We start from the raw sequence: 24,835 nt of genomic DNA, 5'->3' as shown, positions 1-24,835 counted from the left end.
AATTTTCGATTTATAACATATTGGAATCCTTAAAATCTACGATAAGGTACATTCTTGCGACACTAATTAAAAGAAGTGATTTTTTAACCTTAATAACCAATACCAATTCCCAGTCACATGTCTTTTGATCAGCCATGCAGAGCAATGTTTGCGCCATGTGTAAACTAGTAGCAAACTGAAAAAATAGCCGACACGCAGCCTTGATGGCTGTCCTGTTTGTTGAATTCCAGACGACATGTGTCGGAGTTGTCACGTCAAAGCGTTATCTGGGGGGGAAAGCGAATTTGCGATGAGGTGTCATTGTGCACCTCCCAGATCTGGTTTTGTCGCAATAAAGCGGTGCGCTATGATGCGGGGGGAACAACACGAAAGACTAATCCAATTGAACTAAGAACCCTTAGAGACCGTTTCCAAAAGACTGCTCGGCACGTCTGAAGATGTTCCAGCAGACGAGCGAGCAACCAAGTTTAAGGAATGCCTCGTGAATGTCGGCTCGACGCTCAAAGCGAATGCGAAGACGACGAAAATTGTGCAGCCATGCGTGAGTCCGCTCGACCACCCAGCGGAATTTGCCGAGTCCGCTACCGTGTTCCGTACGGCGCCTGGCGATCACCGGTTCGATACCGCGCGCACGAAGCCGCTCACGATGCGGCTCGGAGTCGTAGCCGCGATCTGCGTAGATGACCTTGGGCTTGCGAAGCGGTCGGCCGCGTACGCCGCGAATGGGCGGGATCGCGTCAATGAGCGGCAGCAACTGGGTAACGTCGTTACGATTCGCGCCAGTCAGGATTGCACTGATGGGCACGCCGTTGGCGTCGACGAGGATGTGATGCTTCGAACCTGGTCGCGAGCGATCGGTGGGGTTCGGGCCAGTTTTTCGCCCGCCCCAACGGCTCGCACCGAGGATGAATCGACCGCTGCCCGTGAGAAATCGAGTTCGCCGGCCTCGCGTAACTTGGCGAGCAGCAACTCGTGCAACGCGCTCCACACGCCGGCCTTTTGCCAGTCGCGCAAACGCCTCCAGCAGGTCGGCCCCGATCCGAATCCCAGCTTGGTTGAAAGGTCGCACCAGCGTATTCCGGTCTTGAATACGAACAGGATGCCGTTCAGCGCAGCCCGGTCTGAAATCGGAAGCCGCCCCGGGTATTTCTTGCGACGCGGCTTCGGCGGCGGTAGCAAAGGTTCGATCAATGCCCACAGTTCGTCATCAATGATCGGTGCGCCCATCCCCTTGGTTCCAGTTGTTCAGACGACCAAGGTTAACAGCTTGCCGAAAAGGTTAACAGCCCCCTTGGGGTCTTTTTGAAATGGTCTCTTAAGAGACGCTTTCAGCTGCGACGTGTCTCGCCGTCTGCCGGATGTAAATCGACAACGTAGTGGGTGGTAAAGCTCTTCCCTGCCTGTGCGCTGGCCAAAACCGGCAAAGTGTTGTGAATGAAAGAGTCCTACGTTGAAGGCCTGGCTAGCCACGGCGGCCCCGAGTCATGCGTGCGCACCCGCGAGGGAGCTGGCGAAGCGTTCACAGGAGTACGCGCGGGCCGGGATTGAGCCGCGTAGCGGAGCCTCGTGGCGAGAGCCCCGACATGTTCGGGGTGCCGGGATGCCGGGCAGATATCGACGGCGACACCGTTGCTGCCGTATTGGCGAGTCAGTAGCGGACCCCGCGCAGTCAGAGACCCCATGCACGTGCGGAAACACTTTGCTCGAGAACCGGGAGAACCCACGCTCTACTGCGCCCTCTAGGAAGCGTTGGGCGCAGTGCGCATCGTTAAGCCTGAGGGCGCACGACGATGAGTCATGAGCGCGGGAAGTCGGACTGCTGCGTAGTACATGGGAAGCTGCCGAACAAGGCTGCGGGTGAAGCTCCTGCGGCAGCATGCGCCCGCCGGGCGTGCTGGCACTGGAAGACAAGCTCGTCCAGCTTGCCACGGTCGAGGATACTTAACGTGGTCTATGAACAGGATTTCCTTCAGTCCATCATCACTGGGTCAAGATAGCATGAAATCAACAGGAAGATTTCTGAGTGCTGGCTCAAGTACTACAAGCTGGTCAATCCCCTTGACCTGCAGACCGATATCTCGCTCAACAGCGGCAAGCGTGGCAGACCACTATCGAAGCCTCGGGTCGTTCAGGGTGACATAGGTTTTCGATGTCCACTACATGCCGCCGCATCGCAACCGAAATTGCTCGGCGCGGTCAGCCTCGTGGTAGCGGCCTTGGCAAAACACGCTGGGTCGTGGAGCGAATCTTCGACTTGTTACGGTTCTTGGCGCGCTGATTGGTGAAGTCGCGAGGCATCGTCATGGTGGCGATCCTCGTCTCCTCGTATGTGTGGTGGCATAGTGCCGACATTGCTACAACGATGGGTGGAGTGATGGCTACGTAGAGAACATCCGATCGGGATTGTCTCCCGCAATGCAGCGACGGCCATCAGATGTCGGCACAGCCGTTCGTCACGACAGCAATATCGATGCAAGTCGCGGGAGCAAACATGCGCCCGCATGGGGCTACCTCGGATTGTCATCGGAAAATTCAACGCTGCATCGGTGGCAATTGTCTGGTCCGTGGCTTCGCGGTCGATGCCCGCACAACGAGACGGTACGGAAGCGCCATGCTCAGAGGTATCGGAATCCCGTCAATTGCGTTTAGAAGATGGTCTGCGGCCGCCTGACCGATTTCCCCGGCGGGCATGCTGATCGTCGTTAGTGGTGGTTCGAGCTGCGCGGCCAGCTCGATATCATCGAAGCCAGTGATCGACAGGTCCTGCGGCACGCGCAACCCCATTTCGCGCGCTTCGGCGAGTGCACCGATCGCCAGCGTATCGGTCGTACAGATGATGGCCGTAATAGTGGGGTCGCGGAGAAGTAGCTCGCGCAGTCCCGCTCGTCCATGCATGACCGAGTAGTTCGCCTTGATGATGCGCGAAGTGTCGAGGGCAATGCCAGCATCTTTCAGCGCTCGCCGGATGCCCACCACGCGCGCACGGGAACGATCGCTTGACGTCTGCGTGTTCGCGATGATTCCAAATTCGCGATGCCCGAGGCCGAGAAGATATCTCGTCATGTCATAGGTGGCGCTCTCGTTGTCAATCCCGATCGCGGGCACGTCGTCGCGGGAATCCGACACATAAGTCGTCAGAAAGGGTATCCCGCTGCGCCTGACTGCCTCGTAGGTCTCTGGCAGGTGCGTATTCCCCACCAAAACGATGCCGTCGACGCCGCGATCGGTCAACGTCCGGACCTCCTGCAGTTCGCGGTCGGAATCGTATTGGGATGCTGCAATCAGAAGTGTGTAGTTGCGCTCGGAGAGGCGGGTTTGCAGGGCCTCAATGCCTTCCGCAAAGATGCTCGTGCGCAAGGTGGGAACCACGATGCCGACCGTGCGGGTCTTGCGGGACATCAACGCCCGCGCAGCGTTGTCGGGTTTGTAGGCCAAGGCTTCAATCGCCTTCTGCACCTTCTCACGAAGCGCAGACCGCACGATCTCCGGATGATTGAGCACGCGCGATACGGTGGCTGGCGACACCTCAGCCATACGGGCCACTTCTTCAATCCTCACCTTGCCGTTACCCACTGCTTTGGCTTTCGATCGCTGACTGCTTGGCATGTTTTTGCGGTGCAAAGGTTACAAAGGGAAGATCGGCGGCACGGCTGGTGCCGGCGTTTCCGGGATGAGGCGAAGCAGGGCGGACAGCGTTTACCCTGCCGGCAGAGTCCTTGACAATCGCCTTCGTCGAGCAGAATATACCTGAAAGCGCTTTCAGTACTACGGGCGATTTCCATCTCCCAGGGTAGCGCTACAAACGATGACGGTGCCGAAAGCTGGCGTAGCCTGTCTGCCCTAAAGGCCCACGATCATCGGTGCAAGGCCGCAATCCAATTACATGTGGCACTCAGGAGACAAAGATGAACGCAAGGCATGGAGAAACCACGCCGGCAGGTGTCGTCGGCGTAACAGCAGTGTTGGACAGATGTACTGGAGCGCGAGCGTCGCTCGCATTCGGCAGACATTTTCGCAAGAATTGTGATCAACGTCTTGCGCGTCGCCGCGTGCGATACGGCCTTTTCAGGGCCGTTGTCGCGGGTGCTGTCGCTTTCTGCGGGTTCGGAATCACTGAAAGCGCGTTCAGCGAAACCGTCAACTGGCGTCAGTTTGCGGGTACCACCATTACGTGGGCGTACGACATCCATCCGTATGCGGATGCGGTTGTGGCCCAGTTGCCCGAGTTCGAGAAGCTTACCGGCATCAAGGTAAAACCTGAACTCTATCCGGACGACACTTACTGGAACAAGCTGACGGTTCAACTCACGACCAAATCTCCTGCCTGGGATGTCGTTGGCACGGGGATCCAGCCTGCGTGGGATCTCACGCCCGCTGGACTGCTGGAGCCGCTGAACAAATACCTCGCCGATCCGAAGCTGACCGACGCCAGCTACGATTACAACGACTTCTTCCCGGCCTTGCGCAGCGCCCTCACGTGGACAATCAAGGACGGCCAGATCGCTACACCCGGTACAGGCGACATCTGGGCGATCCCGCATGCTTTCGAGAACATCCAGCTTCTCTATCGGAAGGATATCCTGGACAAGTATCACATCAAGGTCCCGCAGACTCCGCAGGAGATGGTAGCGGCCTGCACCGCATTGAAGGCGGCTGATCCGGCCATCACGCCGCTGGCGGTCCGTGGTGTCCGTTTCTGGAGCAGCATCCATACTGCCCCGATTTCCATTGCCGCATCGTACGGCGTTCGTGATTTCATCCAGAAGGGTGACAAGCTCGACACCGGTCTGGATTCGCCGGCGTCGGTCCAGTTCCAGAAGGACTACGTGGCGATGATCAAGAGCTGCGCGGCGCCGTCCTTTGCGAATGACAACTGGTACCAGGTCGTCGACGGAATTTCCACAGGACGTACCGCCATGGCGATTGATTCCAACATGTTCGGCTTCTGGAACGACGTCGCAGGGAAGTCCTCAAGCGGTCAGATCGCTTTCGCGCCGCCACTGCACGCCCCGGGTGCGAAGAGCTTCCAGTCGAACATCTGGATCTGGTCACTGGCAATCAATGCTGCGTCGAAGAACAAGGGGGCAGCGTGGCTCTTCGTGCAGTGGGCAACGTCAAAGCAGGTGGACCTCAACGGCGCGCTGGCGGGCAAGCTGGTCAATCCGCCGCGTGTCTCGACGTGGAACGACAAGGCATGGCTGGCTTATGCGAGCCAGCCCCAATTTAACAACTTCGTCGATACCTTCAAGGAGGTGCAGCAGCGCGCGTCCTTGCTCTTTACGCCGCGCGTAGGATTCAGCACGGCAATGAACGACTGGGCCGTGGCCATGCAGAAAATGGTCAACGGTGCCAACGTCAATGACACGATGCGTGTGCTCGCAAAGGACATCCAGGCGAATCTCTAGCTGAGAGGCGGGTAGTAACTTCCGTTACGCAAAGCCTGCGTCGTGGCTCGCGAAGCTGCGATGCAGGACTTTCTCAGGACAGACATTCAGGGAAAGAAACATGTACGAGGTTCAACAGATGTCTCGCGCAACAACATTTGCTTCACGAGAGCTCGCCAGAGAGCCGGCAGAGCCGGTTGGTCGCCGATCTGCCGACTGGTTCAGTCTGGTGGCCGTAAGCCCCGCCGTCATCATCCTGGTGGCTTTTCTGTTTCTGTTCTTTTACGGGGTGTACCAGTCACTCACCAATCTGAGATTCGGGGTGCCTGTTATGCACTTCGTCGGCTTGAGGAACTACGCGCTGCTGCTCCAGAGTGCAGACTTCTGGAACAACCTTCGAGTCACGTTGACGTATGCGTTCGCCTGCGTGTCGCTCGAAGCCGTAATCGGACTTGCCATCGCAAGGCTCTTTGCGTCTGAGGTGCTGCTCGCACGCGTGCTGAGACCAATGGTGTTGCTGCCGCTGGTGTTGCCGCCGATGAGCGTCGCACTGATGTGGACCACCATGATGAACCCCCAGGCAGGCATCCTGAACTACCTGCTCTCCCTTATGGGCCTGGGGCCATTCGCCTGGATATCAAGTGAAAGTTCCGCGCTTGCGTCGGTCGTCCTGATCGACGTCTGGACGTTCACGCCATTTTTCACGCTGATCATCTTTGCCGGGCTTCAGGGGATTACGGACGATATCCGGGAAGCGGCCCGCATCAATGGGGCAAAGGCCTGGAGCATCTTCTACCGGATCGAGTTGCCGCTGGTGGCACCCTACATTCTGGTCGCTGCCCTGTTCCGGCTGATTGAATCCCTGACGCAGTTCGACATCATCTTTGGCACCACGCAAGGTGGGCCCGGCGACAGTACGGCAGCGCTCTCTGTGCAGGCATACATCACGGCATTCCAGGACATGAACTTCGGTCGTGGCGCAGCGCTGATGGTGGTGAACTGGCTCGTCGTGCTTGCCAGCGCGATGCTGCTGGCGAAACTGTGGCGGGCGGTCCGCCGCCGCGTGAGCTGAGGAGTTGATCCCATGACTATCCATCGCTCGTACGGTATCCGTTTTGGCCTCAATCTGCTCGTGCTGGGTTGTGCAGCGGTCATTGCCTTTCCTGTCGTCTGGATCGTGCTGATGTCGCTGAAGACGCAGGGCCAGGTCATGGCCTGGCCGCCGCAGTTCGTTTTTCAACCAACGCTCGAAAACTTCCGCGTGCTGTTCGACGCAGCGCAGTCCGGCGCGACGAGCTATGGCTCGCTGAAGGTCGACTTCCTGCATCCGGTGATCAACAGTGTGGTCATTGCCCTCGGTTCGGTGATCGTTTCCCTGCTGGCAGGCGTCCCCGCGGGATATGTGCTCGCGCGCAAGGACATTCCGTTCAAGGAAGACATTGCGTTCTTCATCCTGGGATTCCGGTTCGCTCCAGTCCTTCTGGTGGTCATTCCGCTCTTCAACGTGTTCCAGGCGATCGGCCTATACGACACGTATCTCGGGATGATCTGGGTCTATCAGGTCATCACGCTGCCCATGATTGTGTGGTTAAGCCGCTCGTATATCGAAGATATCCCAAAAGATATTGAGGAAGCGGCTGCGATGGACGGGGCGAAGCCTGTGCGTGTGGTGCTGCATATCGTGTTGCCGCTGCTCAAGCCCGGGCTGATTGGAGCGTCGTTACTGGTATTCCTGCTTGCGTGGCACAACTTTGCGCTCGGGTTGATGTTGAGTTCCGACAAGGCACCGGTCACGGTGGCGCTGCTGAAGCTGCTGAATCCCGGCCTTCAGTTCTATCCGGTGATGGCCGCGGGCCTCGTCGTGACCATGGCAGTCCCGGTCATTCTCATCCTGCTTGGCCAGAAGCACCTCGAACGTGGCCTGACGATGGGAGCCGTGAAATGAATGCTACCTCACGTCCTCTCATGTTCTTCGGAACCACCAATCTCGACTTATGCTTCGAAGTCGAGCATCTGCCTGCGGCAGGCGAATCGGTCATGGGCACGCTCGCCCGCTACGCAGGCGGCAAGGGGGCCAATCAGGCGGTCGCCGCTGCCAGGCTTGGCGCTGCGCCGCGATTTTTTACGCGAATTGGTGGCGACGAGGCGGGAGACTTCCTGCTGCGCTCGCTGGAAGATGCTGGCGTGATCGTGGATGCAGTCGAGATCGCGTCGGGAGAACCGTCCGGATCTGCACTTGTGGCAGTAGGCAATGACGGCAGCAACATGGTCATCATCGACCCGGGTGCAAACCGGCACATCACGGTTGCGAGTATCAGCCACGGCGCGAGTTTCATCTCGCAGGATACCGTTGTCGTCGCAGAGATGGGACTGCCACTGCCGGCTCTCGAATACCTGTTCTCGCTAAAACGTGAAATTCCGTTCACGCTCATTTTCAACCCTGCGCCCGTGCAATCGGGTATGAGCCGGGATGCATGGCGGGCCGTTGATATCGTCACGCCGAATGCAGCGGAGGCGTCGGAGCTCACGGGCATTCACGTCGTGGACGATAAAACGGCGCGAAGCGCCGCCACTGCGCTGCTCGAACTGGGTCCCCGCGCTGTCGTGATCACGCTGGGCGAACAGGGTTCCTGGTATGCCGACATCGAACAATCCTTCGGGATGCCGGCGTTCCCCGTACAGGCGGTCGATACAACCGGTGCAGGAGACGCCTTTACCGGTGGCCTTGCGGCGGCGATTGCAATGGGACATCCGATTCGTAGCGCAATTTGCCGGGCCATGGCGGTCGCGGCGATCTCGGTCACGCGCCACGGCGCACAGATCGCGATGCCCTCGGCTCGCGAAGTTGACGACTTTTTGCAACCCATCATGTCACTGGAGTCGTAATGTCTGCACCATTTTCCCTATCAAGCCGAACCGTACTCGTGACCGGCGCCGGCGGCGGCATCGGCGCTGCCATCACGTTGGCCTTCCATCAGGCGGGCGCGCGGGTCGTGGCCACCGATACGAACCTCGATGCATTGCGCACAATCCTCGCGCGCAGCCCGGAACTCGAGGGCGTCGTTCCGATGGCGATGGATGTGACCGACGAGGCGGACGTTGCAAATGTCATTGACGAAGTGACTGAACGCTTCGGCCCGCTTCAGGTCCTGGTGAATAACGCCGGCGTGAAATCTGCGGAGCCTTTGCTGACAGGAGATAAAGAAAAAACGAAGCGAACGCTCGAGATCAATGCGAACGCGATCCTTCTCTGCTCGAAGCTCGTCGTGGCGAGGTCCATGCGGGAAGGGGGCGGTCGCATCATCAACATCGGCTCCTCCCTGTCATCGCAGGGCGCTGTATTCAACTATCAGGCGGGCGGCGCTGACTACTGCCTGTCGAAGGCAGTGGTGCACGACCTGACGAAGCTGCTCGCGTATGAATGCGCACCGCTCGGAATCAACGTCAATGGTATCGCGCCAGGCATCATTGATACGCCGATGCACGGGCGTCCGCGGGAAGAGACCGAGGCACGGCACAGCGGACGCATTCCTCTCGGCCGTGTCGGCATACCGCAGGACATCTCGGGCCTGGCGCTTTTCCTTGCTAGCCCGGCAGCCGATTACATCACCGGGCAGATCATCCATGTGAACGGTGGGATGCTGATGAATGGATAAGCAAATGCAAATGCGGGCCTGGCCGCGCATCCGTGGCGTTGTCTCGGATCTCGACGGCGTTGTCTATCGCGGAAGACAGGTGATCGAAGAATCGATCGAGGCTTTTCAGGGGTGGCGCAGGCTCGGCGTGCCGTTCTGCTTCGTCACGAACAATTCGACGCATACCGAGGCTGACGTGGTGAAAAAGCTTGCGGACATGGGACTTCCGATCGAGCCGCAGGAGGTGGTCACGTCCGCGGGCGAGACAGCGCGCCTGCTTCGCACCATGTGGCCGGAAGGGACACCAGTGTATGTGATCGGTGCAGAGTCGCTCACAAACGCGGTTGCCGGGGCAGGTATGAACATCACCGACCGTTCGCCGGCAGCGGTGATCATGGGGCTAGACCGCGCGATTTCGCACGAGAAGATGCGCGTTGCGGTACAGGCCATTCTGGACGGTGCGACATTGATTGGAACGAACCCGGACCTGTTGTTGCCCACGGCCCAGGGATTCGAGCCGGGGGCGGGGGCGCAGCTGACTGCCGTGGCGGTGGCGGCCCGGGTAAAGCCCATCATTGTGGGCAAGCCGGAGACGCACATGATTGAAGCGGCGCTGGCTCGCCTGGGCACAGCGCGCGAGGAAACCATCATGGTCGGCGACCAGATTCCCACCGATATCCAGGCGGGCAAGCGCGCCGGGTTGCACTCGGTGCTCATTACGACGGGTGTGCCAGCCGTCGAAGATCCCGCGCTTTTGCCGCCCGATTTTGTCGTTCAAAGCCTGCGGGATATTCCGGTCTTCAACGAGAACGCTCTGGGAGCGAGTCATGGCTGAAGTTCAACTCGAAAGTGTCCGGAAGAGCTATGGTGGAACGGAGATTCTCCGCGACATCGATCTGTCGATCCGTCACGGCGAATTCGTTGTCTTCGTGGGTCCGTCGGGATCAGGCAAGTCGACGCTGTTGCGCATGATCGGGGGCCTCGAGCAGATCACCGGCGGACGGCTTTCCATCGATAACCAGGTGGTCAATCATCTCGATGCGGCTGATCGAAATCTCGGCATGGTGTTTCAGAGCTACGCCCTTTACCCGCATCTAAGCGTGCGGGACAACCTGGTATTTCCGCTGCGCATGGCGAAGGTGCCTCGTGACGCGATCGGGCCGCGGGTTGAAGAAGTCGCCGGCATGCTTCAGATCGCGCACCTGCTCGATCGTCGGCCAAAGCAGCTCTCGGGCGGTCAGCGCCAGCGTGTGGCGATCGGGCGCGCCATCGTCAGGGAACCCAAGGTTTTTCTCTTTGACGAGCCGCTGTCGAACCTCGATACGGAGCTTCGCGTGCAGATGCGTGTGCAGATCGCGAAGCTGCACCGTGAACTCGGCAACACGATGATCTATGTCACCCATGATCAGGTCGAGGCAATGACCATGGCCGACAAGATCGTCGTACTTCGGAACGGCCATATCGAGCAGGTCGGAACGCCGCACGAGCTTTATCATCAGCCCAGCTCACAGTTTGTGGCCGGATTCATCGGGTCCCCGCGTATGAATTTTCTCAAGGCAGCCTGTGTGAACACGGGCCCCGGAGGGGTGACCGTGAGTCTGAGCAGCGCGGCCCCAGTCGTGCTGCCGGTCGAGGCGGACGATGTTTCACCCGGTCAGGCTGTCACGGTCGGCGTGCGTCCGGATGACTTCACTACGCCAACCAGTGACCACGATCAGCTGCGCGTGGAGCTCGATGTCGACTTTGTCGAACATCTCGGCAACGCGACTTATCTCTATGGAACAGTGGGCGGTGAGGCACTTGTTGCACGAGCCCCCGCGGAAGGAAACTTCGCAGCTCCAATGGGGCGAGTCGCGCTGTCAGTTGCGAAGGGCGATTGCCACCTCTTTGACGCAAGCGGGCAAGCGTTGCGGCGCAGGAATGTCCCACGGGTGTGGAATTGACGTGTCTGGTTGCAGGCGAAGGCGGCGGTATGGTCAGAACCGTTGTCGCGCGGCGGACGTACGGCCAGTGGCTGGAGAGAGCAATGGCGGATGCTGGGAGGTCGCTTCGTGCAATGGTGGAACACTGGCTCGCACCGGACCCCTCGGGCCGGGTGCGGGTCAAGCGATTCAGCCATCGACGCACCGCGCAGGCGCGTTACGTGTGCGTCGAGACAGTAAGAACGGGGCAGTTGGTCGAGATGTTTTTCTTTCGCCACGGCACCTGGCACGTCTTTCCGCCTCCGCGAGAGCGGCCCGCTATGCGCGTCGCTGGACAGTACGCATATCTCTAAAATGAGCGCTTAGCGTTCTCCACAACGAACTGAGTAATCAAGTATCGTTAGTCTTGAAATATGCACTACTAATCTATTGGCATTGGACGAAACTCAAATGACATCGCCATCTGGAAATGATGCAGTGGCCATCATCGCCACATTGGACACCAAGGGTGCCGAGGTAGCTTTTGTGTCGAAAGCACTGGGGCGGCTCGGTCGATCCTGTCGGATTTTCGATATCGGTACCGCCGGACCGTACGCGCGTGAGCTACTTCCTGATGAGAAAGGCAATGATCAATCGAATGGTCAGCGGAAGTCCGCATCCGGCATGCTGGCCAGAATTGCGGGATTGGTCCGCGACGAACTTGAGATGCGAACGAAGTCCGGTGAAGTGACGGCGGTTCTTGGCATCGCCGGAGGCAAGGGCAGCGCAGCGTTCGGGGCGATCGCGGGTGATCTTCCGTATGGCTTTCCCCGCATTCTTGTATCAAGCGCGCGGCCCGCACTTTTGGCGGAACTGGCCCGTCAGAGTGACATCCTGTTTTATCCGACGCTTGTCGATCTGTTCGGCATTAACGACTTCACAGAACGTGTGCTGAACAACGCAGTAAATGCGATCGCGGCGATGCGTTTTCAGCCCGCCCGTCGACGCGCCCGGAAAGTGGTCGCCATCACGGCGTTCGGCGTGACAACGCCGGCTGCCTCCGCCTGTGTTGCCCAGCTTCGAAACTCAGGCGTCGATTCGATCGTATTTCCCGCGAACGGTGCGGGTGGACGGACGATGGAAAAGCTGGTGCGCGCTGGCGAATTCGATGGCGTCATTGACCTCACGACCACGGAGCTCGCGGACGAGCTGGTGGGGGGGGCGGCGAGTGCCGGGCCGGAACGACTGACGGCGGCAACCGAGTCAGGCGTTCCACAGCTGGTTGCGCCAGGTGCTGTCGACATGGTGAATTTTGGCGCGCCAGACACTGTGCCGGCGCAGTTCGAAGGGCGAACCTTCTACTCACATACGCCATTTACCACGCTCATGCGCACGACGGCAGAAGAGAACAGGGAGATTGGGCGCATTACCGGTTGCAAGATAGCTAGGGCAATAGGACCCACCTGCGTGCTGTGGCCGCGCCGCGGTGTGTCCGATTACGACCGCGAAGGTGAGGCATTCTTTGATCCGCCTGCAGATCGCGCATGGTTTCAGGGCGTCCGCGAGGCGCTTCCGCCGGCCATTCCCGCGATCGAGATCGATTGCCACATCAATGACCCTGCGTTTGCGCACGCCGCAGTGTCGTGGATGACTAAACAGCTTAACCAGGAAGTCCGGCCATGAAAATGTTTACCCGTACGTCAATTCGCGACGGCTTGCTCCGACAGGTCGCTGAAGGCAGACCAGTCCTTGCGGCGGGAAGCAGCTGTGGTCTGGTTGCGAAATGTGCGGCTTTGGGTGGGGCCGACCTGCTGGTCGTGTACAGCACCGGTCTTTCCAGATTGATGGGGTTACCAACGAGCCGTATCGGCGACTCGAATGCCAGGACGGTCGAACTTGCCTCGGAGATTCGCAACGTCGTGGCCGACGTACCGGTGATCGGCGGGGTGGAGGCGTGGGACCCGCTGCGGCTCGATCTCGACGCGTTGCTGGATCGCTTCTGGCAGGCGGGATTTTCCGGGGTGATCAACTACCCGACCATCTCGACGATGGGCGAGACGTGGCGAAATCGCCGTGGCCGCGTGGGCCTGGGATTCGAGCGCGAACTGGAGATGATTTCGCTCGCACGGCGCAAGGATATCTTCACGATGGCCTACGTGGCCACTGCGTCGGACGCGAGAAGCATGGCCGAAGCGGGGGCGGACTGCATCGTTCCGCACGTTGGTGCGACGCGAGGTGGGCTTGCAGGGCACGAAGGAGGCCAGAACATTGCCACGGCTGTCCAGCGGATCAACGAGATCAATTCCGCAGCGCTTGCGGTTCGCGACGACGTCATCCTGCTCGCCCACGGTGGGGCGGTCGCCGAACCGGAAGATACGCAGGAAGTCTATCGATCAACGAAATGCGTTGGTTTTGTCGGCGCATCTTCCATTGAACGAATCCCGATCGAGCGAGCAGTGAAGGCCGCAGCCGAGGCATTCAAGGCGGTGTCGCTGGACGAACGCCTTACCTGAGCAACCCGATCTACTGTTTACATCCGAGCCCGTCATGATGAGCAATTCAACAACGTTACGTCAGATACAGACTCCATCAAAGTCAGCGCCGCAGAAGGAGGAGGATGTCGATCTCCTTGTCATCGGTAGTGGCGCTGCTGGCCTGTCTGCGGCCCTGTTCGCCGCAAAGCAGGGACTCAGCGTGCTCGTCTGCGAGAAATCGCAACGCCTTGGCGGCACTACGGCGTTGTCCAACGGCATGATCTGGATTCCATGCTCGCAGCAGGCAGTCAAGGCTGGCATCAAGGACTCACTAGACCAGGCGCGCACATATCTGAAAGGGGAGCTGGGCCAGTTCTATCGTCCGGACTTCATCGAAGCCTTGCTGAACGACGGCCCGGAGGCGATTTCGGAGCTGGAGAAGGATACCGAGGTACGCTTCGCACTTGCTGCTGCACCTGACTATCATTCTGCCCGGCCGGGAGGTGTCGACAAGGGACGTGCGTTGTCCCCCGTCCCGTTTGATGGTCGGCGGCTCAAGGATGATTTTGAACTCATCGGCGATCCGATCCGCGTTGTGCTCGGTGGCATGATGATCTCGTCCAGCGAGATCAACAACTTCCTCAGTCCGTTCCGGTCTCTGAAGGCCCTCCGGCACGTGCTTCGCAGAGTGAGTCGCTATTCGGCCGACCGCATGCGCTTTCGTCGCGGGACCGAACTGAGTGGCGGCAACGCGCTGATCGCGCGATTCCTCGTCAGTCTGCGTCAGCGGCAGGTCACCATCTGGACCAGTGCATCGCTGCGCGAACTCATCATCAGGAATGGTCGTGCGATCGGTGGCGTCGTGGAGGGGCCGTCTGGCGCTGTCAAGGTCAACGCGCGGTACGGCGTTGTGTTAGCCACCGGTGGATTCGCCAGGAATCCGGTGCTCAGATCCGAACTTAGCGGCCTTCACCCCCACGAGCAGACTCTGACGCATCCTGACGTAACCGGGGATGGCATCAACCTGGCTCTCCAGGCTGGCGCCTCAGTTGATACTGAGGTGCGCAGCGCGGGTTTCTGGACCCCAGTGTCGCTGCTCGGTGAAAACGGGAAGCAGCAAACAGTCCCCTATGGCTGGCTGGACCGCGGGCGGCCCGGGGTCATTGCGGTTGGGCCCGATGGGCGCCGGTTCGTCAACGAGTCGAACTCATACCACGACATCTGTCTCGCAATGTTCGACCATGGCTACCCGAAAGATGATCGGTTCTTCTTCATCTGCGATCACGATTTCATCCTGAAGCGGGGAATGGGCCATATCCTGCCTTGGCCGTGGACACTTGCCCTCCGCAAATACGAGCAGCGCGGATACATCCAGACCGGTTCGACTATCAATGATCTTGCTTTGCAGATTGGAATTGAGCCAAATGTCCTCCAGGCGACGGTTGATCAGCACAACCACAACGCCAGCAGAGGCATCGACCCAGACTTTCAGCGAGGCGAGTCAGCGTTCAACCGGACACTGGGCGATCCAGCCGTTGGCACGAAAAACCCGAATCTCGGGCCGATACAGAAAGCACCCTTCATCGCCCTGCGTATTTTGCCGGCCACCCTCGGTACCGCGGTGGGGCTGAAGACCGATACCGACGGCCGGGTGCTGTCTGTCGAAGGCTGGCCAATTGATGGACTGTTTGCATGTGGGAACGACATGACGTCCCCAATGCGCGGAATCTATCCCGGCGCCGGCATTACGATCGGACCGGCTATCGTGTTTGCGTACCGGGTAATAAATGCAATCGTTCGGCAAAGGGAAACGGGCCATGAGAGCCCAAGTCCGGACGATGCGCAGCTTCAGAATCATGTGGTTCGATGAGCTCTACCACCTCTCATCTGTTACTGAAGATGAGGAAAGGAACCTCATGGTGAATCCACGTGGTCGATCTGTCCAGATCGAATCTGTACTGGAGGCTCATTCATGTCGAAAGTCAATCCTGCAAAACCGGATGGACTGTCAGCGTCAGATTGGGAGATTCTCGCGCAGGGGTTGAATGCTCTGCTGCGTGAACGAACTGTCGCTTACCAGATAGCAGTCAGCATTGCTGTCGCGCGCGGTTTTGTCCGACCCGAGGTCGGTGATTTCGGGTTGCCGGATATCCTTCGGCTCAGCAGGGCGATCTAGTCGACTGCGTCATTGAAATGGCACTGGTCGAATTCGTCGTGATGGATCATCGTATTTCCATTTGATCGGCTTGGGATTCTTGTTGTGCTCGCGGATGTAGCGCATCAGCTTGCGGTCCAAATCCTTCACCGTGGTGAAGATGCCTCGCACAATTACATCGCGCTGGATGCGCGAGAACCAGTTTTCGACCTGATTCAGCCAAGAGGTATAGGTTGGCGTGTAATGCAACCGCACGTTGCGGTGTTGTCGCAAGAATTCGTGCACGCGCGGTGTCTTGTGGCTGCTGACGTTTTCGCAGATCACATGGATCTCTTGTTTGGGCCGCTGGCTGGCGATAACGTCGGTGAGGAAGGCCACGAACTGTTTGCTGGTATGGCGCGGTGCGGCCTTGCCGATGACTTCCCCGGTTGCCGTATTGAGCGCAGCGAACAGGCTAAGCGTGCCGTTACGTTTGTATTCGAAGCCATGGCTCTCGACGCGCCCTGGCGACAGCGGTAGCATCCGATCCTTACGATCCAGAGCTTGAATTGCCGTCTTCTCGTCCACGCAGAACACCACCGCATGTGCGGGCGGGTTCAGATACAGGCCGATAACGTCTGCAGCCTTGGTCTCGAAGTCAGGGTCGTTTGAGACCATATGCGTATCGAGTCGATGGGGGCGCACGCCGTGCTTGCGCCAGATGCGCTGTACCGTCGAGGCGCCTACATCGCCCAGAGCCGCCGCAAGCTTATAGCTGCTCCAATGCGTCGAGCCGTCCGAGGGCCGGTGCTTAAGCGTGAGATTCAGAACCCGCGCCTCGAGCTTTTCAGGCGGATGCACAGGAGCTCGTCCCGGATGGCGCGCGTACAGGCCTGCCAACCGCTCCGCCAAAAACCGACTCGACCAACGAGTAATGAAGCGCGAGTCACATCGCAGCCGCTGCATGATCGCCTCACGTGCTTCGCCTTCATCAAGCATCAAGATCAGCCGTGCACGCCGCGCGTCCGCTGCGCGCACCGTTTGGCTACGAGTTGCTGACAGCAATTGTTTGCGCTCAAGCGTGGTCAAATTCATCTTTTCCATGCGTTTCATTGGATACCAAATAAGGTGCTTTTTCAATGACGCAATGGACTAGTGTTGGAAGTCCGACTTAGCAAAACCATCATCGCGCATATTTCTCGCATGCATGCATCCGTTACGTGAATCAGTGTTATCCAAACAATCGATTTTGTAGTCGACACGGAAATGCCGCATAGTGCGTCCCGCAATGCACAGTACAGCCACCCACTATCCGCGCCATGAACGCAAATTTGCATGAGCTGCCTGAACGCAACTGGCGCGTCCGGCGCAAATATTGCTCTCCGAGTACCCTTTACCATCGGAGCCGTGATCCTCTTTATGAGAATGGGCCCGCTAACCCGCAACATCCGACCTGAAGCTCGGTGTACACCGCCCGTCCGCACAGATAAATCGTTGTCAGCACAATTTGGTAGCGACCACGGATTTTTCCTTTGGCTCCAGCGGCCCAATTTCTCTTCGAAACTATTCGAAAACATTTTGAGATTTACGACATTATATTTTTTTAGGAAATTATTGTGCACCGAAAATTATTTAGCTCGTCTACCCACTCATATCTATCTTGACTTCGACCGGTCCATGGTTCATACGCCGGGGCCATTCGTCACTCGTGGCGGTCGACGTGTGAGTGATTCTAAAATGGCGATTGAGGTCAGTATGACATTGACAAGCACTCTGTTGTGCGTCTACGAGAACGTGCTCCTTCAAACGTGGTCGCGTCTTGGGGGGCGACACCGAACGCCTTGAGCGCTGAGAACTCCGGCACGCGAAGTTGGGCGCGAAGTTCATTGTCTCGACGCGCAGGCTTTGCGCAATATCGGGCTCTATAAATACCCGCGATTTGGTGCGATCGGTGTATGCATCTTCTCGGACTCCGTCTTTCGGAAACCGAGCAAATATCGCACTCCGAAATTAAACATCCCAGATATGGGAATTTTTGGATTGGTCCCTTATGCAAGCTGTCGTCTTCGGCGACTGTGCCGGGTGGCTCCATCCCGCCCCAGGACAGCACGGTGTCGTGCTGTGCAATGCGTTTGGCTACGACGAACTATGCACGCATCGTGCGTGGTTACAGTTGGCCGAAAGACTGGCCGCGCAGCAAATGCCCACGCTGCGTTTCGACTATCCGGGAACCGGCAATTCACTACATGTTGAAGAGGATCCGGATCGCGTCGACGCATGGATCGGCAGCATAGCCGATGCGCTCGGATACCTGCGCACGGTATCTGGCGTACAGCGCGTCTCGCTATGCGGGTTCCGGCTAGGCGCGATGCTCGCCACGCTTGCCGCCGAACGGTTGTCCTGCATTGATGGACTCGTGCTGCTCGCCCCCGTGCTGTCCGGGAAAAAATACCTGCGCGAACTCCATGCGCACCATCAACGCTGGCTCAGCGCACGCGCCCTTAACAGAATGTACACGGCGCCAGACAACATGAGCACGGTCAGCGCGTTAGGCTTCGGGCTTCATGGTGACGACATCGACAGACTCGCGGCGATCGATCTGCGCAACGACAGAACAGCATCCGTACGACGCGTACTCCTGCTCGAGGCGAACGACCGCGAAAGCGGTGACGCATTGAGCGCACGATATGATGCGTATGGCGCCGCCGTCGAGCGTGCGCCGTTCGATGAACTTGATGACTTCCTCGTCGAGGCACGCTTCAGCAAGCTTCCGGCTCGTGCGTTCGCGACCGTATCGGCATGGCTCGCGGGCGACGTCGACGGAAATGGCGATATCGACGCTTCGGCAGCTTCTCAGCGCATACTGAATCAGTCCGTGTTACTCGCCATACCCGTCGCTCCCACATTGGCCGGTCCAAATTTCACGGAGCAGCCAGTTTCTGTCGGCGCATGCTTCGGCGTGTACTGCCGCCCGCGCGACGCTCTCGAAAATGCTCCCGCGGTGCTGTTCCCAAACACGGCCGCGAACCACAACATCGGCGACGGCCGCTGCTTCGTGCTGTTCGCCCGCCGGCTCGCCGCAATAGGTATCGCGTCGCTGCGAATGGATCTGGCCGGTCTCGGCGACAGCGCCCCAGAAGAATGCACTATTACAGCGGAGTCGCTCCATTCGCAAGACGCATGTGCCGATGTGATCGCCGGCGCGAACTGGCTGCTCGAACAGGGCTACGCGACAGTCGTTACATTCGGTATCTGTAGCGGTGCTTTCGTTGGCCTGCATGCGTGCGCGGCGCACCCGCAAATCGTCGGCGCGTTCGGCGTGAATCTTCAGCAGTTCATGTGGCAAGACGACCAGCGGGTGCGAAACAGCAGCGCTATGGCGTCGAACCGGACGCTGCGGCAAGCCGCGCTTAGCGCAGACAAATGGAAGCGCGTCTGGGGCGACAAGGCATCGCTCGCTAGCGTGGCACATGGGCTCGCGGCGCGGGCGACACGCCGTTTGGAGCGTCGCGTCGCCGATTTGATGGACGCGATCATCGGTTGGTCGTTCTCGCCGAACAATGCTCGCCGACTCCTCGAACTTCTCCATGCGAAAGGTGCCGAAGTGCGGCTGCTATACGGTGAGTTCGATCACGGTATCGACGAATTAAAGCTGCAGTTCGGCGCAAATCTTCGTGGTCTTAGGCGGCTCCCGCACGTACGTGTTGCGATGTTGCCAATAGACGATCACTCGCTGTTCACGCGCGCCGCGCGCGAGGCTGCCATGAGTGATGCGCAGCGGTGGTTGCTCGAACGGTTCTGCAGCCTGCCAGATACTTCGTCTGATGCACCCCACTCGCCGCAATTGAAGATGGTGCCCACGCCGACTGGCTAGCCGTAGCCCGTTCCACGAGTTTCGACAGCCTCTTCACTGCACATAATGGTATCCAAATGAAAAAAACGCTGCGTCGTATCATTTGCGAATCGGTTCACTTGCGCGGATCGCCTGAGACGCTCAGCGATGAAGCCGACTTGTACGCGGCCGGACTCGAATCCATAGCGACTGTCCATCTGATGCTTGCGATCGAAGAAACCTTTGAAGTCACGATTCCCGACGAGATGCTCGCCCGACAGTTGTTCTCGAGTATCAACTCGATGGCCGACGCGATCTCACAGCTACAAAAACAAAAGGTGACGGTATGAACGCGCAGCTTGCCCACGAAGCGGCACTGCGGGTCGCCCGGATAGCCGCCGAGAATGCGCACGCAGTCGATCGCGATGCACGCTTCCCGGCCGAGGCTATCGACGCACTGCGAAAGGAGCGTCTCCTGTCCGCATTGGTCCCAGCGAGTTCCGGCGGCGCCGGTCTAACGCTGACCGAAGTCGCGTCAGTCTGCGAAATCATCGCGCAAGGCTGCGCGTCCACTGCGATGATCTACGCAATGCATTTGACCCAGGCGGCATGCGTGATCTCGCATTGCCGCGACCGGCCGTGGCAGCTCGCTTTTGTCGAGAGGCTGGCCCGTGAGCAGTTGCTGCTCGGATCGGCGACCTCCGAGGCGACAACCGGTGGAGGTCTGCGCGCCAGTACGTGCGCAGTACAGTATGACGGCCAACGGTTCCGCATCGAGAAGGACGCGCCCACGATCTCGTATGGCGCTTACGCCGACGCCATTCTCATTACCGCGCGCCGTGCGGATGACTCGCCGCCCTCGGATCAGGTGCTAATTGTCGCGTCGCGCGCCCAACTCGCACTAGAGCCGCAAGGCATCTGGGACGCGCTTGGTATGCGAGGCACCTGTAGCTCGGGATTTCGTCTCGTTGCGAACGGTGATGAAGAGCAGATTCTGCTCCCTCCATTCCGCGACATCGCCAACCGCACGATGCAGCCGGTATCGCATACGTTGTGGGCCGCCGTGTGGACAGGCATCGCGACCGATGCGCTGCGGCGCGCAAACGAGTACTGCCGCGCTCAGTCGCGCACGTTGCCGGATGGCATGTCGCTTGCCAGAGGGCGGCTTGTTCGTGCAACCGAGCAGTTGCAGATGATGAAAGCACGCGTGAGTACTGCACTTGCCGCAGCGCAGACTGTGCATGCAGCCAAGTACGACACAAGCGCAACGGAATTGCCGCTGACCGTTCAACTCGGCTTCATGGCTGATATGAATAGCCTGAAAACCGGCATCTCGTCGGCCGCACTTGGGATCGCACACGAAGCGATGATGATCTGCGGGATCTTTGGATACCGGAATGGCGGCCGTTATAGCATCGGCCGGCATTTGCGCGACCTTTACTCCGCACCTCTAATGATAAATAACGACCGGATTGACCAGAACACCGCCAGCCTGCTGCTTGCGCAGCGCCCGTCACAATTAATAGAGGCATGACATGAGCGCACCTTTCGCATCTTCTGTCCCAGACCATACACGCGGTGATGCCCCCGTATTGGATGTCAAACGGCCGTTGCGCGACCGGTTGATCGCAGCCGGTCTGCTCGTCGACACCGGCGAAAACGGCCTCTATGGACACAACCATATCTACGAAGGCATCGTCGAACGCCTGACCTGGCTGATATCCAGCATGGCTGCGGACCAGCATCCGGAAGTTCTGCGCTTCCCGCCAGCGGTGCCACGCAAGGACTTCGAAGACAGCGAATACCTGAACAACTTTCCGCACCTCGCCGGCACGATTCACGCGTTCTGCGGCGATGAGCGAGACCACCGGCGCCTGTTGCGGGCGCTCAACAACGTGCCATCCGGTCCCGGCGACGAGCGAAGCGACGCCTGGCTAGCCCAGCAAAAGCCAACGCGCGCTGTGCTCACACCCGCTGCGTGCTATCCGGTCTATCCGGTCATCGCGCGACGCGGCCCGCTACCGGAAAATGGACTCACTCTTGACGTGTTGTCGTACTGCTTTCGTCACGAACCTTCTCTAGACCCGACGCGCATGCAAATGTTCAGAATGCGCGAGTATGTGCGGATTGGCTCGCCAGAAGATGTTCAGGCTTTCCGCACGACGTGGATCGAACGCGGCCATGCACTTACAGGGATGTTGCGCCTGCCCGCCGAACTCGACGTCGCGAACGACCCATTCTTCGGCCGCGGCGGCAAGATCGTCGCGGACAGTCAGCGCGCGCAGCAGTTGAAATTCGAACTGCTGATTCCGGTAACGGACCCGCAGCGCAAAACCGCCTGCCTGTCGTTCAACTATCACATGGACCACTTCGGTCGGATATGGAAACTGCGTTGCGCGAATGGCGCCATCGCGCACTCGGCCTGCATCGCATTCGGAATGGAGCGGCTCGCGCTTGCGCTGTTGCATCATCACGGGTGCAACGTCGATGCGTGGCCCGACGACGTGCGTCAACTACTCTGGGGCGATAGTCACGAGCGCATTGCTGCTGAACTAGAATGCTGGCGACAGCCAGCTGACGCACCCGGAAGTGATGTCAATGGCGACGAAAAACAACAAGTCTATTGATGACGCGGAGGCGCTCATCCTGCGGGCAGGTCACGATGATGAAAGCGTCCCGGATGTCCCAGGATCGCCTTCACGCTTGTGGCCGCCGGCGTTTTCCGATGACCGAAATTTGTCGGCAAGGACGAATTCGCTCTCTCACAGTCGCCGGTTCCGTGCGGTGGTCTAATCATGCGCTATTTGTAGGGAATCCAACATCATTGTTCGATAGCCGACGCAAGTGCGCGACGCAATTTGACTGACGCCAATGCGTCATTAGCGTCTGTGCTGGGGGTTCCGGGCGTTTGCGCCACACATGGCCCGGAAGGTGCTTGGAGACGAGTTGCGCGCAGTGAAAGTGCGGTTCATGGTTGCCTGCCGACAGTGGCGCGAGTCGCAGCACTGAAACCCTGGTAACTTTTCGGAAAGGATCGGTCATGTCCAAAATGAAGAAGGTGCTGTGTAACGGTGTGCTGATTGCTATGCTAATCGGGGTGGCGGAAAATGCCGCCGCCGCGTTGGAACATGAGTGCGTTCCGTTCGACGCGTTTAGTGCTGTCTTCTGTTCAATCATTGGGGACGGCGATAAAGGTTAGCAGGCCGCTGAATTACCGCTGAAGCACGTCATCGCGCAGAGTTCGTGAAGCGTTGATAGATGGACCACCACTTGCCCCACGGAGATCATGCGCGGCGCCGACACATTCACCGAGAGTCTGTTTTCCATGCGCGAGCTGGACGACTTCGTCCCCAAGTCACATCCGTTGCGTTCGATCCGCGTAATGGCGAACGACGCGCTGGCGAGGATAGATCGACTGTTCGCCCAGATGTACGAAGCGGAGATAAAGGGCGGGCGGCCGAGCATCGCTCCAGAGAAGTTGCTGCGGGCCATGCTGATTCAGGTGCTTTTCAGCATCCGCTCCGAGCGCCAACTGATGGAGCAAGTCCAGTACAACCTCTTGTTTCGCTGGTTCATCGGCCTGGCAATGGATGACGAGGTGTGGGTGCCCACGGTCTTTACGAAGAACCGCGAGCGTCTGATTAAGCATGACGCGGTGATCGAATTTTTTAACGAGGTGGTGGCCATCGCCCGGAAGAAGTGCCTGCTCTCGGGTGAACATTTCAGCGTGGACGGCACGCTGATCCAGGCGTGGGCGGGACACAAGAGCTTTGTACGCAAGGACGGCGACGATCAGGACAACGACGGTGGCGGCGCGAGCGACTTCAAGGGCGAGAAGCGCAGCAACGAGACACATCAGTCGAGGACCGACCCAGATGCGCAGCTCTATCGCAAAGGCAAAACGGCCAGCGAATTGCGGTACATGGGTCACACCCTGACCGATAACCGGCACGGCCTGGTGGTCAACGCACGCGTGACACGCGCCGACGGGCATGCCGAGCGTGAAGCGGCCAAGATCATGATCCACGACGCACGGCAAGTGGCAGAGGATCCGAACGTAGAAATCACGTTGGGTGCAGACAAGGGTTACGATGCCCAGGAATTCATCGAGGCGTGCCAACAGATGAACGTCACACCGCACGTGGCGCAAAACACTTCGGGGCTGCGTTCGGCAGTGCCCGATACGATCGCCTCGAGCGTGGGCTATGCCATTTCGCAGCAAAAGCGCAAGTTGATCGAACAAGGCTTCGGCTGGGCCAAGACCGTGGGCCGCATGCGCCAGGTGATGGTGCGTGGCTTGAAGAAGGTGGACCAGATGTTCGTGTTGAACATGGCGGCCTACAACCTCGTGCGCATGCGCTCGCTGGCACAAATGCGCCCATAGTGGCGCATGAAGGCGGCAATGAGGCCAGAAGTCGGCCTCACGGCGCTTAAAAAAGGTGCATTCGCGTTGAAATTGCACAATGCGAAAGATTTAGCAACGGTGGGCGCGTAAATCGAATACGCCCGCTTCCGTCGCGGGTGTATTTCCGCAACCTGCTAATCTAAGCCTCCTAGCCATCGGTCATCAGCGCAGCGCCTTCCTGCACGCCGGCGAACAGCTTGTCGGCCAGCTTCGCCCCACGACCCGGCGTATAGGCATAGCAACAGATCGGGATTCCCGTGCCTGTCATCTGACACCACAGGTAACTCTTCGTCTGTGACTTGCGCCCTTCCTCCTTGAGCATCTGGAATAGAAACGATCACTTTGCGCTGCCAGCGGTGCTGTGAAGCGGGTTGGACCCGCGCGGGGCATACCTGACCTGTCAACTGGAGAACTTGAATCCCGGAAAGCGACTGAGGCCCCTCGCGCGTCTTTCATCGGGGTCCGGGCCATTGGCCCAATATGACCGGTTGTAGTTACGCAGTCCTTCACCTTCTCACATGACGTTGGCAAGGCAACATATTGCGATAGAAGACCCGATGAGCTCTTGCGCTTAACGGGGAAGCCCTTGTAGTTATTTCTGAGCCAGAACACTGATATGTATGGACCGTGTCAAGTGGCCAAATGTGGTTCTCCGAGATTTAACGGGTCAAGGGATGGCGTGAGCCCGGCGTAGCGGACCCTTGACGCGACGTTGGCTTTCCGTGCTATGCATTGGTCGTGAGTGCGGAGTTTGCGCGCTCACGACCAATGCGAGGCGAGACCGTCTCTCTGGCGGTCATCAACAACAGGATGCTTGGGCCAGGACCGGGCGGCTATCCGACGGTTGATCATTCTGATATGCGCGGGTTGGTTACCGCATGACAAACGAAACGTCGGGGAGCTGCCTCAATCTAGTTTCGAGGGTTGTGCTGTTTCCAGTTGCCTCCTAGTCCGTTGAACCAGATGAATTGCACCGGATTCTCCGCGATGGATCGGAGTACTTCCATTTCAATGGGAGTGCCTGCTTATTGTATTGACGTATGTACCGCATGAGCTTTTTGTCGAGATCC

20 protein-coding genes and 4 pseudogenes are annotated in these 24,835 nt (G+C 58.8%); 18 read left to right on the top strand and 6 right to left on the bottom strand.

The window, feature by feature from the left end:
- Positions 1-397: 397 nt before the first annotated feature.
- Positions 398-988, bottom strand: a complete 591-nt coding sequence (locus AB4Y42_RS40670; RefSeq protein ID WP_368697360.1) for an IS5 family transposase — start codon at positions 986-988, stop codon at positions 398-400.
- 44 nt (positions 989-1,032) lie between these two features.
- Positions 1,033-1,227: pseudogene (locus AB4Y42_RS40665) on the bottom strand (transposase); the annotation flags it as partial.
- A gap of 863 nt (positions 1,228-2,090) precedes the next feature.
- Here AB4Y42_RS40665 and AB4Y42_RS40660 point away from each other — a divergent pair.
- Positions 2,091-2,245: pseudogene (locus AB4Y42_RS40660) on the top strand (IS5/IS1182 family transposase); the annotation flags it as partial.
- 287 nt (positions 2,246-2,532) lie between these two features.
- On the opposite strand, the gene AB4Y42_RS40655 reads toward AB4Y42_RS40660, so the two are convergent.
- Complete coding sequence (locus AB4Y42_RS40655) at positions 2,533-3,573, bottom strand: LacI family DNA-binding transcriptional regulator (protein WP_041766572.1); 1,041 nt, start codon at positions 3,571-3,573, stop codon at positions 2,533-2,535.
- Positions 3,574-3,905: 332 nt separating this feature from the next.
- Between AB4Y42_RS40655 and AB4Y42_RS40650 the strand changes: the two genes are divergently transcribed.
- The 11 genes from AB4Y42_RS40650 to AB4Y42_RS40600 all read left to right on the top strand — a co-directional run bounded on the left by AB4Y42_RS40650 (position 3,906) and on the right by AB4Y42_RS40600 (position 15,570).
- Positions 3,906-5,405, top strand: a complete 1,500-nt coding sequence (locus AB4Y42_RS40650) for an ABC transporter substrate-binding protein (RefSeq protein WP_368697455.1) — start codon at positions 3,906-3,908, stop codon at positions 5,403-5,405.
- A 100-nt stretch (positions 5,406-5,505) separates the two neighbouring features.
- Positions 5,506-6,456, top strand: a complete 951-nt coding sequence (locus AB4Y42_RS40645; protein WP_368697454.1) for a carbohydrate ABC transporter permease — start codon at positions 5,506-5,508, stop codon at positions 6,454-6,456.
- 12 nt (positions 6,457-6,468) lie between these two features.
- Complete coding sequence (locus AB4Y42_RS40640; RefSeq protein ID WP_368697453.1) at positions 6,469-7,329, top strand: carbohydrate ABC transporter permease; 861 nt, start codon at positions 6,469-6,471, stop codon at positions 7,327-7,329.
- Positions 7,326-8,270, top strand: coding sequence for a ribokinase (locus AB4Y42_RS40635; protein WP_368697452.1), 945 nt, complete (start codon positions 7,326-7,328; stop codon positions 8,268-8,270). The genes AB4Y42_RS40640 and AB4Y42_RS40635 overlap by 4 nt, the downstream gene beginning before the upstream one ends.
- A complete protein-coding gene (locus tag AB4Y42_RS40630; protein ID WP_368697451.1) occupies positions 8,270-9,040 on the top strand; it encodes an SDR family NAD(P)-dependent oxidoreductase in 771 nt (256 codons plus the stop codon). The genes AB4Y42_RS40635 and AB4Y42_RS40630 overlap by 1 nt, the downstream gene beginning before the upstream one ends.
- A complete protein-coding gene (locus tag AB4Y42_RS40625) occupies positions 9,033-9,854 on the top strand; it encodes an HAD-IIA family hydrolase (RefSeq protein ID WP_368697450.1) in 822 nt (273 codons plus the stop codon). The genes AB4Y42_RS40630 and AB4Y42_RS40625 overlap by 8 nt, the downstream gene beginning before the upstream one ends.
- On the top strand, positions 9,847-10,962 hold the full coding sequence (locus AB4Y42_RS40620; RefSeq protein ID WP_368697449.1) for an ABC transporter ATP-binding protein: 1,116 nt from the start codon (positions 9,847-9,849) through the stop codon (positions 10,960-10,962). The genes AB4Y42_RS40625 and AB4Y42_RS40620 overlap by 8 nt, the downstream gene beginning before the upstream one ends.
- 456 nt (positions 10,963-11,418) lie before the next feature.
- On the top strand, positions 11,419-12,603 hold the full coding sequence (locus AB4Y42_RS40615) for a Tm-1-like ATP-binding domain-containing protein (RefSeq protein ID WP_368697448.1): 1,185 nt from the start codon (positions 11,419-11,421) through the stop codon (positions 12,601-12,603).
- Positions 12,600-13,433, top strand: coding sequence for a phosphoenolpyruvate hydrolase family protein (locus AB4Y42_RS40610; protein ID WP_368692122.1), 834 nt, complete (start codon positions 12,600-12,602; stop codon positions 13,431-13,433). The genes AB4Y42_RS40615 and AB4Y42_RS40610 overlap by 4 nt, the downstream gene beginning before the upstream one ends.
- A 34-nt stretch (positions 13,434-13,467) precedes the next feature.
- Positions 13,468-15,264, top strand: coding sequence for an FAD-dependent oxidoreductase (locus AB4Y42_RS40605; RefSeq protein ID WP_368692123.1), 1,797 nt, complete (start codon positions 13,468-13,470; stop codon positions 15,262-15,264).
- A gap of 102 nt (positions 15,265-15,366) precedes the next feature.
- Positions 15,367-15,570: a hypothetical protein gene (locus tag AB4Y42_RS40600; RefSeq protein ID WP_012406554.1), complete on the top strand. Its 204-nt coding sequence runs from the start codon at positions 15,367-15,369 to the stop codon at positions 15,568-15,570.
- A gap of 9 nt (positions 15,571-15,579) precedes the next feature.
- Here the strand turns inward: AB4Y42_RS40600 and AB4Y42_RS40595 are convergent, their stop codons facing one another.
- Positions 15,580-16,641, bottom strand: coding sequence for an IS630 family transposase (locus tag AB4Y42_RS40595; RefSeq protein WP_368692124.1), 1,062 nt, complete (start codon positions 16,639-16,641; stop codon positions 15,580-15,582).
- Positions 16,642-17,578: 937 nt separating this feature from the next.
- Here AB4Y42_RS40595 and AB4Y42_RS40590 point away from each other — a divergent pair.
- The 6 genes from AB4Y42_RS40590 (at position 17,579) to AB4Y42_RS40565 (ending at position 23,744) form a co-directional block, all read left to right on the top strand.
- A complete protein-coding gene (locus tag AB4Y42_RS40590; RefSeq protein WP_368692125.1) occupies positions 17,579-19,402 on the top strand; it encodes an alpha/beta fold hydrolase in 1,824 nt (607 codons plus the stop codon).
- Positions 19,403-19,458: 56 nt separating this feature from the next.
- Positions 19,459-19,710 (top strand): acyl carrier protein, encoded by a 252-nt coding sequence (locus AB4Y42_RS40585; protein ID WP_368692126.1) that lies wholly within the window; start codon positions 19,459-19,461, stop codon positions 19,708-19,710.
- Positions 19,707-20,894 carry an acyl-CoA dehydrogenase family protein gene (locus tag AB4Y42_RS40580; RefSeq protein ID WP_368692127.1) on the top strand — a complete coding sequence of 396 codons (1,188 nt, stop codon included), beginning with the start codon at positions 19,707-19,709 and terminating at the stop codon, positions 20,892-20,894. Before AB4Y42_RS40585 ends, AB4Y42_RS40580 begins: the two co-directional genes overlap by 4 nt.
- A gap of 1 nt (position 20,895) precedes the next feature.
- Complete coding sequence (locus AB4Y42_RS40575; RefSeq protein ID WP_368692128.1) at positions 20,896-21,987, top strand: amino acid--[acyl-carrier-protein] ligase; 1,092 nt, start codon at positions 20,896-20,898, stop codon at positions 21,985-21,987.
- A 413-nt stretch (positions 21,988-22,400) separates the two neighbouring features.
- Positions 22,401-22,559 carry a hypothetical protein gene (locus AB4Y42_RS40570; protein ID WP_368692129.1) on the top strand — a complete coding sequence of 53 codons (159 nt, stop codon included), beginning with the start codon at positions 22,401-22,403 and terminating at the stop codon, positions 22,557-22,559.
- An 87-nt stretch (positions 22,560-22,646) separates the two neighbouring features.
- Entirely contained in the window at positions 22,647-23,744 is a 1,098-nt protein-coding gene (locus AB4Y42_RS40565) for an IS5 family transposase (RefSeq protein ID WP_368697447.1), read from the top strand.
- A gap of 172 nt (positions 23,745-23,916) precedes the next feature.
- On the opposite strand, the pseudogene AB4Y42_RS40560 reads toward AB4Y42_RS40565, so the two are convergent.
- A pseudogene (locus AB4Y42_RS40560) lies at positions 23,917-24,093 on the bottom strand (transposase); the annotation flags it as partial.
- A 618-nt stretch (positions 24,094-24,711) separates the two neighbouring features.
- Positions 24,712-24,835 (bottom strand): annotated as a pseudogene (locus tag AB4Y42_RS40555) (IS630 family transposase); the annotation flags it as partial.

The sequence above is a fragment of the Paraburkholderia sp. EG286B genome, assembly GCF_040965655.1.
GTDB lineage: Bacteria > Pseudomonadota > Gammaproteobacteria > Burkholderiales > Burkholderiaceae > Paraburkholderia.
The sequence above is the reverse complement of the archived record's forward strand: the minus strand, read 5'-3'. Positions and strand labels throughout refer to the sequence as shown.